This window comes from Clostridium sp. 19966, assembly GCF_032335695.1.
Classification (GTDB): Bacteria; Bacillota; Clostridia; order Clostridiales; family Clostridiaceae; genus JACTOJ01.
Genome location: NZ_JACTOJ010000001.1, coordinates 212,047 through 224,997 on the forward strand (window position 1 = coordinate 212,047; position 12,951 = coordinate 224,997).

Sequence of the window (12,951 nt, forward strand, 5' to 3'; positions counted from 1 at the left end):
GATTTATATTAATCTTACCTAAAATAGTGCATTTATTGTGAGAATTTATGTATAATGTAATTATAAATTCTACAAAAAGGGAGCCACTTCTCTTTATTATTTATATCAAGTGGAAAACGAGTAACTCCCTAAGGTTGGGAGCTATAGCATCATTACAAATTGGGACGGAATTGCAGAATGCATAATAAAAACTAAAAAAGTAACAGTGCTTCCTTTTAATGAAGTAGATGAAGAATTAGCTGAGATAGAAGGAGAGGGAGATAAAACCCTAGAATATTGGCAAAAAGTGCATATAGATTTTTTTACAGCAGAGTTAAGAGAATTAGGAATGCAATTTGCTTCTGATTCCTTGGTAGTATTCGAAGAATTTGAAGTTATCTATAAATAGATTTAAAACATAGCAATGGCAAGTTTGGTGCATTGTACACTAAATAATGAAAGGAGAAAATAAAATGGATGAAATAAAAGCTATATTCCATGTAGATGAACTACACAAATGGGGGATAGTATTAAAAAATGTTTCTAATTTGTTAAACGCGGTAGATATTGAAAAAGTGGATATTGAGGTGTTAGCAAATGGAGAGGCTGTTAAGGGCTGTATTTTAGATAGTGATAAAAAGATATTAGCATCCATGCAGGAGTTAAGTGAGAAGGGAGTTAAGTTTGTAGCCTGTAATAATGCATTAAATTCAAATAACATAAAAAAAGAGGAACTAATGAAATTTATAGACATAGTTCCAGCTGGAGCTTTAGAGCTTGTAATTAAGCAAAACCAAGGATATGCTTATATAAAGCCTTAATTCCCAAATTGATTAAAGCTTGTTAGGACATTGATTAAGGTCGCAGAATTTGCAGCCGTGATTTTTTGAGTTACGCTTTATGATTAATTCTAAGTTATTAAATAGTGTGAAGTAGTTACAATTATCGCACTTATCAATAATAAAATTTACTCCATAATGAATTTCGTTATTTTCTTGTTCTTTTTTCCATACTATGTTACCTTTAATAAAGTATCTTTTATGTAAAATAGGAATCTTAAATTGGTAGACTATACTATCTCCCATTGGAAACTTCAATTTTGATGAAAATCTTAGGCCTCCAATTCCAATATCTTTAACACATATAAAGCTTGTACTTGTTTTAACTTCTCTATTATCTAATTCTACAATTGACACTTCTGTGAAATCGGCACATCAACATATACTCTGAAAAACCTTCTTTTGCTTAAAAAAATTTTATTCTCTTTTATATCCATTGAAAATGCCCTTTCTATAGGTCTACCAAAAATGTAAATTTAACCATATGGAATATTATAACTCAAAAATCTATAAAAGTAATGATGAATTGTCGTATTTTTATTAAAAAATCGTATTATTTTAGGAAAGCATTAAGAGTTCTATTTGCAGTATAAAATAAGTTTACACATTATTAATAAATCCAACACTCAAATTACACTAAACAGAATTATTTTTATAGTGCTAAATACAAAAAAATATGTCAACAATAATAGAATAGTAAAAATTTCATTATGGTAGGAGGTATTATTTTGAGAGAGAAATCATTGATCTTAAAGCAAAATATAGGAATAATATTAATTTTATTACTATCGGCTATGTTGAATTTTGCTAATTTAGGCATTGAGAATTATGCTAATACCTATTACTCGGCAGGAGTAAAGAGCATGTTGATGAATTTAAAAAATTTCTTTTTTGTATCTTCAGACCCTTCTGGATTTGTTACCATTGATAAACCACCTGTAGGATTCTGGATTCAAACAATATCTGCGAAAATATTTGGATTTAGCGGATTAAGTGTTATACTTCCTCAGGCCGCCGCTGGGGTATTGTCAGTATGGATAATGTATAGGATTGTTAAAAAGTACTTCGGCAATATTGCTGGATTATTTTCCGCGTTAATATTATCTATAACTCCAATATTTGTAGCAGCAAGCAGAAATAATACTATAGATAATATGCTGGTTTTATTTTTAATGCTGGCAGCTTGGGCTATTTTAAAAGCTACGGAGGAGAAAACTTTTAAATATTTTATGATTAGCTTGGTGTTTGTAGGCATAGGCTTTAATGTTAAGATGGTGGAAGCTTACATGATCGTTCCAGCTATTTATATAGCTTATTTGCTTTATAATAGATTTAACCTAAAAACAAGAATAAAGCATCTTGCTGCAGGAGCTCTAGTACTGATTATAATATCATTATCTTGGGCTATAATAGTTGATTTAGTTCCTAAAAGCCAAAGACCCTTCGTAGGAAGTAGTACCGACAACTCTGTTATGCAGCTTATCATAGGCCATAATGGACTAGAAAGAGTAGGTATAAAGACAAGTGAAGCAAAAGGAGCCGTAAATCAGCAGAAACAACCTGATAAATCAAAAAATAGAAATAATGTTTATAAATTAAGTTTTGATGAAAAAGGTAATTTTGATAGAAATAGAAATGATTTTTCTATGGTTAGGGGGCCTGTTAGTAACAATAATTCTACTCCAGGCATTAATAGATTGTTCTACTATAATAATTTATCTGATCAAATAGGATGGCTTCTTACCTTCTCTATCATTGGATTTATAGTGGCAGCTCTGCAAGAAAAATTAAAAAGACCTTTTGATAGCAGTAGAAAAATATCCTTAGTGTTTTGGGGAATTTGGCTTGCCACGGAATTTATATATTTTAGTTTTTCAAGGAGTATAACTCATACTTATTACATGACTACAATGGCACCGGCTATTTCTGCTCTTTCAGGCATTGGTTTTGCTGCTATGCTTAAGTTTTACAGAGAAGAATCCTGGAAAAAGTTTATTTTGCCAGTGTCACTGCTTATAAATGGTTTAGTAGAAATAAATATTCTGAGTACTAAGTACAATACATCTATGGCTTATAAAATAACTTTTATATTGACTGTTATTTTATGTTTAGCAGCAGCTGTATTTATAATTATTAACTTAGCTATTGGAAACAAATATAAAAAGATTAATAAAACATTTATCATAACAGCACTGATTGGAATGCTGCTTCCATCTTTAATTTGGTCGGCTACAACTGTATTTTATCCTATGAATGGAAGCAGCCCATCAGCAGGCTTGGAACTTGTTTCTAATAAACAGAATAGAAATACATTTTCTAACGAAAAAATAGATTCAAAACTGATAGGATTTTTGGAGGAAAATAGAAATGGATCTAAGTATCTGGCTGCAGTTCCGTCAGCAATGACCTATGCATCTGATTTAATACTAAAAACAGGGGAACCAGTGATGACTATTGGAGGGTATAGCGGTAATGACAAAATAATAACATTGGATAAGTTTAAACAAGTTGTCAGTTCAGGTCAGCTTAGATATGCGCTTATAAGTGGAGCAAGTGCTTCTTCTGGAGGTATGCGCAGTGGAGGCGGAGGCAATTCACAAATTATAAATTGGATTGAACAAAATGGGAAAATTGTTTCTGACGGTGAATTAAATTCTAAAAATAGTAATAGCAAGGAAAGAAACTCTTCTAATATAGCAAACTCTATAAGAATATATGATTTATCCAATATAGAATAAAGTATGAAAAAATGGCTTAAAGCATGTTGTGTTTTAAGCCATTAATTATTATTTCATTTGAAACAAAATTTCAATCAGCCTTTATTTAGCTTTTTCCTTTTCATTATGTCGTAACCAAACAATAATATTCCTATCAATAAACTTAGACTACCAATATCAGTTAATACTGATTGGTCTATCAAAGCACCAGTCTTAGGTAGTTTTTGATCTTCATTATAAGTTTTGCTAGCTGGAGTTGAGGAGGTTTGATTGTTAGCTGTACTATCAGAAACTGGAGATACAATAACTGGAGCTGGTATAACTGTAGTACTATCTGCCTCTTGAGCTACAGTGGTGGTATAAAGTTTCCAGTTGTTTGAACATACTGGGGTTATTACTTTATTAGCTTTAATATAGTTCATCATTAAGCTCCTAACTTGACCATCATCACCTAAGGCTTTTGCAGAACTATAAGTTACTATGCTTGAATCTGTGCTGCTGATACCAGCTGCTTTCATAAATCCACCGCCGCCGTTATATCTATAATCATTTATGGCTACAGTAAAAGTATCTGTATCTTTAACCAATTTACCATTGAACTTTAAATTTTTTATTCTATTGCCAGAGGTTACTTTTCCAGTATTTTGGTCAATGGTGCAAGCAGGCTGGGTTAAATCTACATCGTAGCTAGCGCCGTATAATTCATCTAAATTATAATCAGGAACATTTAAAGTGCTGTCTTTTGCAATGGCATCACTTGGATTATTTGATTGCTTGTAATATCTAACGGAGTATTCCATCCAATCCTTAAGCTGTTTACCGGTCATTTTTACTCCGTACAGATAATTTTCATATACATATACTGACATGATATCTTTTATGGTTACATCACCCTTTGGAATATAAGCAGAAGAGCTTAAAGGCGCAGCTATAGACAGTTCTGTTTCTGCAGCATCCTTTTGCACTTTATTTATTAGTTCCATTATGGCAGTAGACTTTATAGTTTGACCATCACCGCTATATTCACCAGTGGAGGTTCCCAGTTTAGTTTGAATATAAGTTAAAGTTTTATTTTGGTAAGGCTGAATTATATTAACTATCTCTGGATCCTCTGAGATACTATCAGTCATTTGTACGTTTTTTGTAGATAATCCAGTGAAGTTTCCGTTAGCATCGATATTTATATCTATCTGTGATACATAAGTTCCCCATTTGTTTGGTTCAACCACAGGGACAATCTTTCCGTCTGGATTTTTAAGGCTTAAATCATTTACTGTATTGTGGACATGTCCTGCAACAATAGCATCTATTCCAGAAACCTGAGTAGCCATGGCCTTTACTTGGTTTTCTGGTATTATATCTGAAGCGCTTTCTTCACCACTGTGAGCTGCTACTATCACTACATCTGCACCAGCAGCTCTTACTTTTGGAACCCATAATTCTGCCTCATACACTAGATCGTTAAAGTGAAGTCCGCTATAATGAGAAGGATCTTCCCAGTTTGGTATGCATTTCGTAGTGAGTCCTAATATACCAACTTTAATGGATTTTCCATTAACATTAAAGGTTTTAATATAATAGGGATTAACAAAGTTTGTATTATCATTTTTATAAGTATTTGCTGAAAGCACGTTTATATTTTCTTTATCTGCGTCGTTTATAATTCTGTTTAAAGTATCCAAACCATAGTTGAATTCATGATTGCCTAGTGTCCAGGTATCATAATGCATAGCACCCATTACTTTCATTAATGGATATTCGGAAGTAGTATCAATTTTATCAAAATAATAAGAGAGGGGAGTTCCTTGGATTGTATCTCCATCATCAATAAGCATCACATTTGGATTGGAAGCTCTGACACTCTTTACGTAGGTATACACTTTAGCCAAACCCTGTGACTTGGAGGGTGCTTTTCCAGAGGCATAATCATAATTAAGTACATTTCCGTGAATATCAGATGTAGCCAACACGGATATAGTTGCAGTAGAACTTTGATTTCCGCTTCCAGTAACTTTTGTTATGTTAGAAGCATTGTCCACAAGCAATTCGTAATTTGATTGATACTGAGAGATAGCTGCTGCTACATTTACAGTATCCCCTGCTGCAACTCCATTTAATTCAGGAATCTTATAGATACTTATGCTTCCTGTTTTATCCTTTATTATTGAATCACCAGCTGGATCATAGCTATCTAAAATAACATTATTTAATTGTACTAATTGTCCCTCTAAATCTTCATTGATATCACTTATGTTGATGGTTTTTGCAGCAACTGCATTACCATGGTTGATAATTGTGACATCACTGTCTTTCTGGGGAGTGATCTCTAGAAGGTTATTATATACTGATATGGGTGCTGTGACTTGAATTTTATCTCCTTTATTTAATGTAAGCTTAGCCTTAGAGTTATAAACACATATGCCAGCAGTAGCATCCTGAATGAACACATTGCTTCCGCTTACAGTGGTGACTATCCCTGTTACTGTTACAGTGCCGGAAGTAAGCTTTCTTGCATCCTTTATACTAGTTATGGCAGGATTGCTAGGATTTGAAGGTGTTGATGGTGTTTGTGGCATAATTCTGTCATTCATAACATATTTAATTGTTCCATTTGCAGAAACATCATCAATTAATGCATCTCTTACTAGTTTATGGGTATCAAATAGAGTAGGCTTAATAGAAGAATCATTAAATTCTGTGAAGCCATCTCCAGCAGTAAGTATAAAATCTGGTCCAGCAAGCTTTAAACTTTCACTGTCTCCTATAGAAGCACCATTCTCTCTTGTTATAGTTAAAATTTTGCTGCCGTAAGGGTTTGATGGATCGTAAGTGAATTTAATACCTGAAACCTGAATGCCTTTTCCGCCTATACTCTGATTAGGATTATTAGGATCGGTGTAGGTGCCTACGGCTTGCTCTAAAATATTTTTTAGCTGACTTTTGTTAACAGTTACAGTGTCGATTTCATTATCAAAGGGCATAAAAGCATAAATCTGACCAACGGTTATAGCTCCTTTGCTAAAGTCCGTTCTTAGGCCTCCATTATTGGCAATTCCTATGTCTGCTTTTGTGTATTTTTTTACAACATCGGAGGCCCAATTTCCAAGCGGAGATTCTCCATACGGTTGCTGATCCTGAGATCTATTTATGTCAGAATTTATGCTGCCGATTATTTTATTAACGGTAGGACCAATATCAGTCTTTGCATCATTAACTATTTGATCTATGGAGGCATCTCTCGTTGGATTTTTAGCTTTATAGCCATTGGAATTGTCTAAAGCAACATAGCTGGAGGTGACGTTGGAAAAGCTTATTTTGTTACCCGGAGCCACAGTCATTTTTAAATCTCCATAACCTTTTCCGCTGCAATTAGAATTTATTACAGGGATTCCATTGACAAGCTTTTCTTCTATGGTATGGGAATGGCCACCAAATACCGCATTTACGTTGGATAGCTTACTTACAATAGTATCTAGTACATCTCCGCCTTCATGAACTACAGCTATAGTAACATCTGCCAAGTTTTTGCTTTTGATATCCTTAGCTACAGAATTGATTTCTGTGGCAGCATTTGTAAATATTTTATCTTTTACATATGCAGGCATAACTATATTTGGAGTATCATTTGTAATGGCTCCAACAAAAGCTATTCTTACTCCATCTCTTGTGATAATTTTATAGGGATCGAAAACTCTAGAACCAGCAGAGCCATCAGAATTTTTATTATATAGATTTGCACAAATTATATTGTAGCTGGCTCTTTCCATAGTAGTGTTTGTAATTGTGTCCAGTCCCCAATCAAATTCATGGTTACCTAATGCGGTAAGTTCCATGCCTATATTGCTCATCACCTTCTGAACTGGTACACCTTTTAGTATATTAGAAATTGCAGTTCCTTGGTAAAGATCTCCTCCGCCAAATACAATTGTGTCTGGATTATTGGCTTTAATAGCTTTGATTCTATTTCCTAGCACTGAGGCTACTGGATTAGGAGGATTGCTAGTATCCTCCAGAGCACCGTGAAAATCAGTGATTTCAATTAAATCAAAAGTTTTATCGCTAGTTGAAGCTTTTACCTTTAGTGGAAATTCTGTAGAAAAATTAAAGATTATTAATAGTAGTGTTAATAGTAATGATATTTTTTTGATGGATTTTTTTAAGCTAAACAAAATTTAACATCCCCCTTTTAAGTATTTCATGTAAATTGTACCATAATATTACTTTTTTGAAGATTTGACGCTAGTTAAATAAATGTTAAAATATAGAAAAAGCCTTGTGGCAATTAACTATTCACGGATTATTATTATATTATTTTACATAATATAGAGCTTAGTCATAAAAAATATTTAAGTACGCAACTAAAATATAAAAAATATCTTGACCATTACCTAAGGTCACGCATTATTATTTAAATAAAGAATTTCTTATGAGGGGGAATATAAAATATAATGAAAAATAGTTTGTTTACTACAGGTGAATTCGCTGAAAAAGCTGGCGTAACTATAAGAACCATAAGATATTATGATAAAAAGGATATATTGAAGCCTCATGATTATACTCAGGCTGGATATAGATTGTATACTCAGGAGGATTTCGCTAGATTACAAAAAATATTGACTTTAAAATATTTAGGATTTTCTTTAAATGAGATAAAAGAAGTGCTGGATAACGAAAAAAAATTCAGCTTGAAGCAGTCTATGAAAGTGCAGAAGGAAATTATAAGTAATAAGATGAATCATATGAAACTAGTAGAAAAAGCTATAAATTCAGCTGAAATAATGGTTAATAGCGGAGATGAAGTAGACTGGGATAAGGTAATAGACGTAATTAAAGTAATAAATATGGAGAGAAATATATTAGAGCAATATAGAAATTCTTCTAATTTAATAAAACGGATAAGCTTGCATGATAAATTCAGTACAAATAAAACAGGGTGGTTTAGATGGATGCTGGGGAAAATGAAGCTAAAGGCAGGGAAGAATATTTTAGAACTAGGCTGCGGCATAGGGACGTTTTGGCTTACTAATATAGATTACATACCTAAAGGTTGCAATATTGTTTTGACGGACATATCTGGGGGTATGATTGAAGATGCGAAAAATAATTTAGGGGATAATAGATCTAGATTTATTTTTGAAGTAGCAGATGCAAACAGACTTCCTTATAAAGATGAAAGCTTTGATGTGGTAATAGCTAATCATATGTTGTTCTATTGCAGTGACAGGAAAAAGGTGCTTTCCGAGATAAAAAGAGTTTTAAAATCAGGAGGATATTTTTACTGCTCAACCGTAGGGAAAGAGCATATGAAAGAACTGGACAAGCTTTGTAAAGAATATGATGATAGAATTTTTCTTACTGAAAAAGATCTCGCTGAAGAATTTGGACTTGAAAATGGTAAGGTTCAACTAGAAAAATACTTTTTTGACATCAATAGATATGACTATGATGACAAACTCATAGTGAATGAATCAGAACCATTACTTAATTATTTGTTCTCTACCCATGGAAATATTAAGGAAATCTTAAAAGATAATAAAACTCAATTTGAGGAATTTGTTAGAAACAAGCTTAATGAATGTGGAAGAATGGAAATAACTAAAAGCAGTGGATTATTCGAAAGCAGGAGGTCAAATGATGGATTGGAAAAATGATAGAATAGGTTCAGCTTTAAAGGGAGATAACCCAACAGTTTTACTAAGAATGAGAAGTGGGTTTGCTGTTATAGGAGACCCCCAGTTTTTGCCTGGATACTGTGTGCTGCTTGCATATCCAAAGGTAAACAGTATAAATGATTTAGATGTCATTAAAAGAAAAGAATTTTTGCTGGATATGACTTTGATAGGAGATGCTATAACTGAAGTATGTCATCCCATAAGGATCAATTATGATATTCTTGGAAATCTAGATACATTTTTGCATGCTCATATTTTTCCTAGATATCAGTGGGAGGAAGAGGAGCTTAGAAAAAATCCAGTATGGAAATATCCTAAAGAAAATTGGATGAAAGAGGAACATCAATTTACTGAGAAAAAGCACGGTAAAATGAAAAAAGCAATAGCTAAAAAATTAGAAGAATTAATGTCAACAATTTATTAGACTCACTATATTATATAAATAGAATAATAAATATAGGAGAGTAAAAATGTCAACAGTCACTAAAGGTTTTTCAAAGACTTTAGAATTATCTGATTTTCAATATAGCAGTATAATTGATTGCAAAACAAAGCTTTTAGATATATTTGTGAAAACAATGCCTCAGGGTAAAATAGGTATATTTGGTGAATATCAAGTATATGTGTTTTACAAAAGAAACTCCAATAGGAGAGATGATAATTATAGTATAAGAACAATTAAAAAAAGCTTTTGTGATGTAATAAATTGTGAAGAGGTTAAGGAAGAGGACATAACAGTAGAAAAAATTAACTTTGAACCTGCTTGTAAATTTATACTAGACAGAAGAAATCACATTTCTAAGATACAGATAGAGGCACCTATAGAGGTTTCGTATTTGGTTGGAGAAAATAATGAAAAAACAGAAGAAAACGACAATGAATCCACTGAGGTATCAGAGGAGGAACATACATCAAGTGAAAATGAAGAAAAGGATGAGGAAATTGATGTACTTCAATTCAATGACGAAAAATACTCTATAGAAGAAATGATGAATATGGATCTAGACACATTAAAGGAAATAGCTAAAAAAGATTGACTAATATTTAGGCACGTTAATTTGATTAACGTGCCTAAAGTATTTAACATTCTTTTTCGTCAAAATGATGATCTTTTTCTACTTTAACATGAATATGCTCTATTTTTGTAACTTTAAGTTTTATTTTAACAACCATTTTTTCAAGCAACTTATTATAAGTTACAGCCCAATCTGGTCCACAGGATTCTGCAGGATTTGGATCAAGTAATTCTTCTTTTTCCCCTTCTACAAAGGCTTCTAGTATTTCTACATTATCATCTTTGTCAAATGGTTCGTCAGCATATACGTCTACGAAAGTCGCAAAATCTACTCTTGTAGTAAATTGAAATACTGGCCCGTTTACAGCATCTTTTTCAGTGTCAGAGATAGTTTTATACAGTACATTTTTATCTATATAGCCATCTAAAATTACCTTTCCAACCCATTTGTCACCATATGGCTTACACGGAGGAATTATACCGAAATTAGTGATTACTACAGTTTTATCTACATCTACAATTCTGAAGATAGGAGGGCTTGGAGGTGCTACTTTAATAACCTTAACCACTAATTCTTGTTTCTCACCAAAGCCTACTACTACAGGAACTTGGAGCAGCTTTTTTTCTGGTTTTTCACAAGTTAATATCTCTTTATTATCCATAGTTTTTACACTCCTTTTAATGAGTTTATCAATTTATTTTATATAGTAAGAGTATCCAGAAATAAGTTTATTTAAATTTCTATTTCTAATTACATTATATTTGTTTAAATAAAACATGTTACAACAATATTGGTTATTTATATCAAAAAAAATTGCTGAATGTCAAAAAATAAAAAACAAAGTAACAATATGCAGTAAAAAGTAAAGGACGAACAAAACTTGTTAAGTAATATATCGACATATGAAAACATATACAATGTATTTAATAAAGTGGTGGAGTTTTATGAAAAAAGTATTAGCTATTGTTATGACAGCAGCAGTTGCCGCTGGAATACTTTCTGGATGTGGCAGTAAGCCAGGAGGAAGCGGATCTAAAGATATTACATTAAGTGTTTTTTTCAATAGAACAGATTTACAGGACACGTATTTGAAAGATTATGCAGACAAATATAAAAAGAAAACAGGAGTTACTATAAAATGGACTACCATAACTAACTATGATGATGACGTAAAAGTAAAAATGAATTCAAGTGATTATGGTGATGTATTATTGGTTCCTAGTGGCGTTGCAACAGGCGACTTTGCTAACTTCTTTGAACCCCTTGGAAAAAATACAGACGATAAGAATAGGCTATGTTTTAAAAGAATGTTGATAAAGGCGTTTTTCGTAAAAGAACTCTAAGGGTTGCTTTGTTATAATTGGCTACCAATTTTACTGCGCCGTCCATGGTGCTAAAATTGCTTTGCCCGTCCTGGGCAAAATTACGCCAATTATAAGTCGCAATCCCCAAGAGTTCCTAGAACTAAAACGATAATATCAACATTTTAAAACATAGCCTAACGAACTGAAGGAAGTTTTAAATCAGTGTAAAAATCAACACTGATTTAAAACAGAGCCTAAGAATAAAGACTATTCTTACAACACACAGGATGCAGTTAACAACTCATCAGGAGACTATACTGTATACGGTTTAACTTATGGTCTTAATACTACAGGAATTGTATACAACAAAGCTGCATTTAAAAAAGCTGGAATAACAGCTACTCCAAAAACTTTAGATGATTTATATGCAGATGCTGCAAAATTTAATACTGCTGGAATCATACTAATGGCAATCAATTTTAAGGACAAGTGGCCATTGTCTAGCTGGGATGCAGTTGACTAAAGACGGAGATCTTTGGAATACAATTAAAGACGATTCAGCACCGTTTGCAGAAGGAAAACCTATGAGAACTTCTATGGACATATTGTATAAATTCGTAAATAGCGGCTGTGTAGAAAAAGATATAACTACTTCAAACTGGGAAGCTTCAAAGACTGATTTAGGATATATGGCATTTCCAACTGATAATTCTGGAAGCTTATATTCAGTATCAAGTGCAGATAGATTCTTTGCTGTAAATAAGAATAGCAAACATACAAAAGAAGCAAAAGATTTCTTATATTCTTTCTTAGACTCTGATTATGCAGATACTCAAGGATTTATCCCAGCTAAAAAAGGAATGACATCTAATAATACTGTTATAAAAGACTTCTTATCTTCAGGAGTTCAGCTTATAACAACAAAAGATGGAAAAAATGGTGATGAAGCAGATAAGAGACAAAAAATAGCTGACAATTCAGGAGTTGACATAAATGGTGGTGGAGCTTATGAACAAAATGTAGCTTTAGCAGCTAAAAAAGGTCAGTCAGATTATGCAAATCTAATGAATGATATGAATAAAAAATGGGCTGACGCAAAGACAAAATTAGAATACTAATTGAAGCAGGAGGATATTTTCCTCCTTACTTTTATACAAAAGATATTTTGAAAGAAAATTATAATTTATTTAAGGATGTGAGAATATGCTTTCTAAGCTTAATTATAAGCATCAAAAGATTTTGATTATTACATTGTTTTTAGGAATAGTTTGTATTATTTCATAGGAGGAATAATTCAGCTGATAATAGCTTTTTATTTAGCGGTAATGCTTAATACTAAGATAAAAGGTCAAAAAGTATTTAAAGCGTTATTCTTTTTTCCATATTTAATAAACAGTGTAGTTAATAAAATAAAAAATGCATTT

General features: G+C 32.3%; 10 protein-coding genes and 2 pseudogenes. 9 read left to right on the top strand and 3 right to left on the bottom strand.

Going from position 1 to position 12,951, the window contains the following annotated elements; genetic code table 11:
• Nucleotides 1-139: 139 nt before the first annotated feature.
• Nucleotides 140-388: pseudogene (locus IAI10_RS00915) on the top strand (ASCH domain-containing protein); the annotation flags it as partial.
• Nucleotides 389-452: 64 nt separating this feature from the next.
• A complete protein-coding gene (locus tag IAI10_RS00920) occupies nt 453-800 on the top strand; it encodes a DsrE family protein (RefSeq protein WP_315671422.1) in 348 nt (115 codons plus the stop codon).
• A 12-nt stretch (nt 801-812) separates the two neighbouring features.
• Here the strand turns inward: IAI10_RS00920 and IAI10_RS00925 are convergent, their stop codons facing one another.
• Nucleotides 813-1,175 (bottom strand): PilZ domain-containing protein, encoded by a 363-nt coding sequence (locus IAI10_RS00925; RefSeq protein WP_315671423.1) that lies wholly within the window; start codon nt 1,173-1,175, stop codon nt 813-815.
• A 371-nt stretch (nt 1,176-1,546) separates the two neighbouring features.
• Here IAI10_RS00925 and IAI10_RS00930 point away from each other — a divergent pair, with 371 nt between their 5' ends.
• Complete coding sequence (locus tag IAI10_RS00930; RefSeq protein ID WP_315671424.1) at nt 1,547-3,556, top strand: glycosyltransferase family 39 protein; 2,010 nt, start codon at nt 1,547-1,549, stop codon at nt 3,554-3,556.
• Between the two features lie 74 nt (nt 3,557-3,630).
• On the opposite strand, the gene IAI10_RS00935 is transcribed toward IAI10_RS00930, so the two are convergent.
• Nucleotides 3,631-7,704 carry a 5'-nucleotidase C-terminal domain-containing protein gene (locus tag IAI10_RS00935; protein WP_315671425.1) on the bottom strand — a complete coding sequence of 1,358 codons (4,074 nt, stop codon included), beginning with the start codon at nt 7,702-7,704 and terminating at the stop codon, nt 3,631-3,633.
• A gap of 279 nt (nt 7,705-7,983) precedes the next feature.
• Between IAI10_RS00935 and IAI10_RS00940 the strand changes: the two genes are divergently transcribed.
• From IAI10_RS00940 to IAI10_RS00950, 3 genes are read left to right on the top strand one after another with little or no spacing between them, the layout of a single operon-like run.
• The gene (locus IAI10_RS00940; protein ID WP_315671426.1) at nt 7,984-9,186 is read left to right on the top strand and encodes a methyltransferase domain-containing protein; all 1,203 of its coding nucleotides are present in this window, start codon (nt 7,984-7,986) and stop codon (nt 9,184-9,186) included.
• Nucleotides 9,170-9,631, top strand: coding sequence for a hypothetical protein (locus tag IAI10_RS00945; RefSeq protein ID WP_315671427.1), 462 nt, complete (start codon nt 9,170-9,172; stop codon nt 9,629-9,631). Before IAI10_RS00940 ends, IAI10_RS00945 begins: the two co-directional genes overlap by 17 nt.
• A 46-nt stretch (nt 9,632-9,677) precedes the next feature.
• Nucleotides 9,678-10,244 (top strand): hypothetical protein, encoded by a 567-nt coding sequence (locus IAI10_RS00950; protein ID WP_315671428.1) that lies wholly within the window; start codon nt 9,678-9,680, stop codon nt 10,242-10,244.
• A gap of 43 nt (nt 10,245-10,287) precedes the next feature.
• Here IAI10_RS00950 and IAI10_RS00955 read toward each other — a convergent pair whose 3' ends face one another.
• Nucleotides 10,288-10,884, bottom strand: coding sequence for an SPOCS domain-containing protein (locus IAI10_RS00955; RefSeq protein WP_315671429.1), 597 nt, complete (start codon nt 10,882-10,884; stop codon nt 10,288-10,290).
• 283 nt (nt 10,885-11,167) lie between these two features.
• Here IAI10_RS00955 and IAI10_RS00960 point away from each other — a divergent pair, with 283 nt between their 5' ends.
• From IAI10_RS00960 to IAI10_RS00965, 3 genes and pseudogenes are all read left to right on the top strand, one after another.
• Nucleotides 11,168-11,566: a hypothetical protein gene (locus tag IAI10_RS00960; RefSeq protein WP_315671430.1), complete on the top strand. Its 399-nt coding sequence runs from the start codon at nt 11,168-11,170 to the stop codon at nt 11,564-11,566.
• Between the two features lie 238 nt (nt 11,567-11,804).
• Nucleotides 11,805-12,050 (top strand): annotated as a pseudogene (locus IAI10_RS24615) (extracellular solute-binding protein); the annotation flags it as partial.
• Nucleotides 12,043-12,645: a hypothetical protein gene (locus IAI10_RS00965; protein ID WP_315671431.1), complete on the top strand. Its 603-nt coding sequence runs from the start codon at nt 12,043-12,045 to the stop codon at nt 12,643-12,645. The pseudogene IAI10_RS24615 and the gene IAI10_RS00965, both read left to right, overlap by 8 nt.
• The last annotated feature ends 306 nt before the right edge of the window (nt 12,646-12,951 follow it).

What these genes read in the sequence shown, in the direction of transcription:
- IAI10_RS00920 (WP_315671422.1), top strand. Translation starts at nt 453, where the DNA reads ATGGATGAAATAAAAGCTATATTCCATGTAGATGAACTACACAAATGG.
- IAI10_RS00940 (WP_315671426.1), top strand. Translation starts at nt 7,984, where the DNA reads ATGAAAAATAGTTTGTTTACTACAGGTGAATTCGCTGAAAAAGCTGGC.
- IAI10_RS00945 (WP_315671427.1), top strand. Translation starts at nt 9,170, where the DNA reads ATGGATTGGAAAAATGATAGAATAGGTTCAGCTTTAAAGGGAGATAAC.
- IAI10_RS00950 (WP_315671428.1), top strand. Translation starts at nt 9,678, where the DNA reads ATGTCAACAGTCACTAAAGGTTTTTCAAAGACTTTAGAATTATCTGAT.
- IAI10_RS00955 (WP_315671429.1), bottom strand. Translation starts at nt 10,884, where the DNA reads ATGGATAATAAAGAGATATTAACTTGTGAAAAACCAGAAAAAAAGCTG.
- IAI10_RS00960 (WP_315671430.1), top strand. Translation starts at nt 11,168, where the DNA reads ATGAAAAAAGTATTAGCTATTGTTATGACAGCAGCAGTTGCCGCTGGA.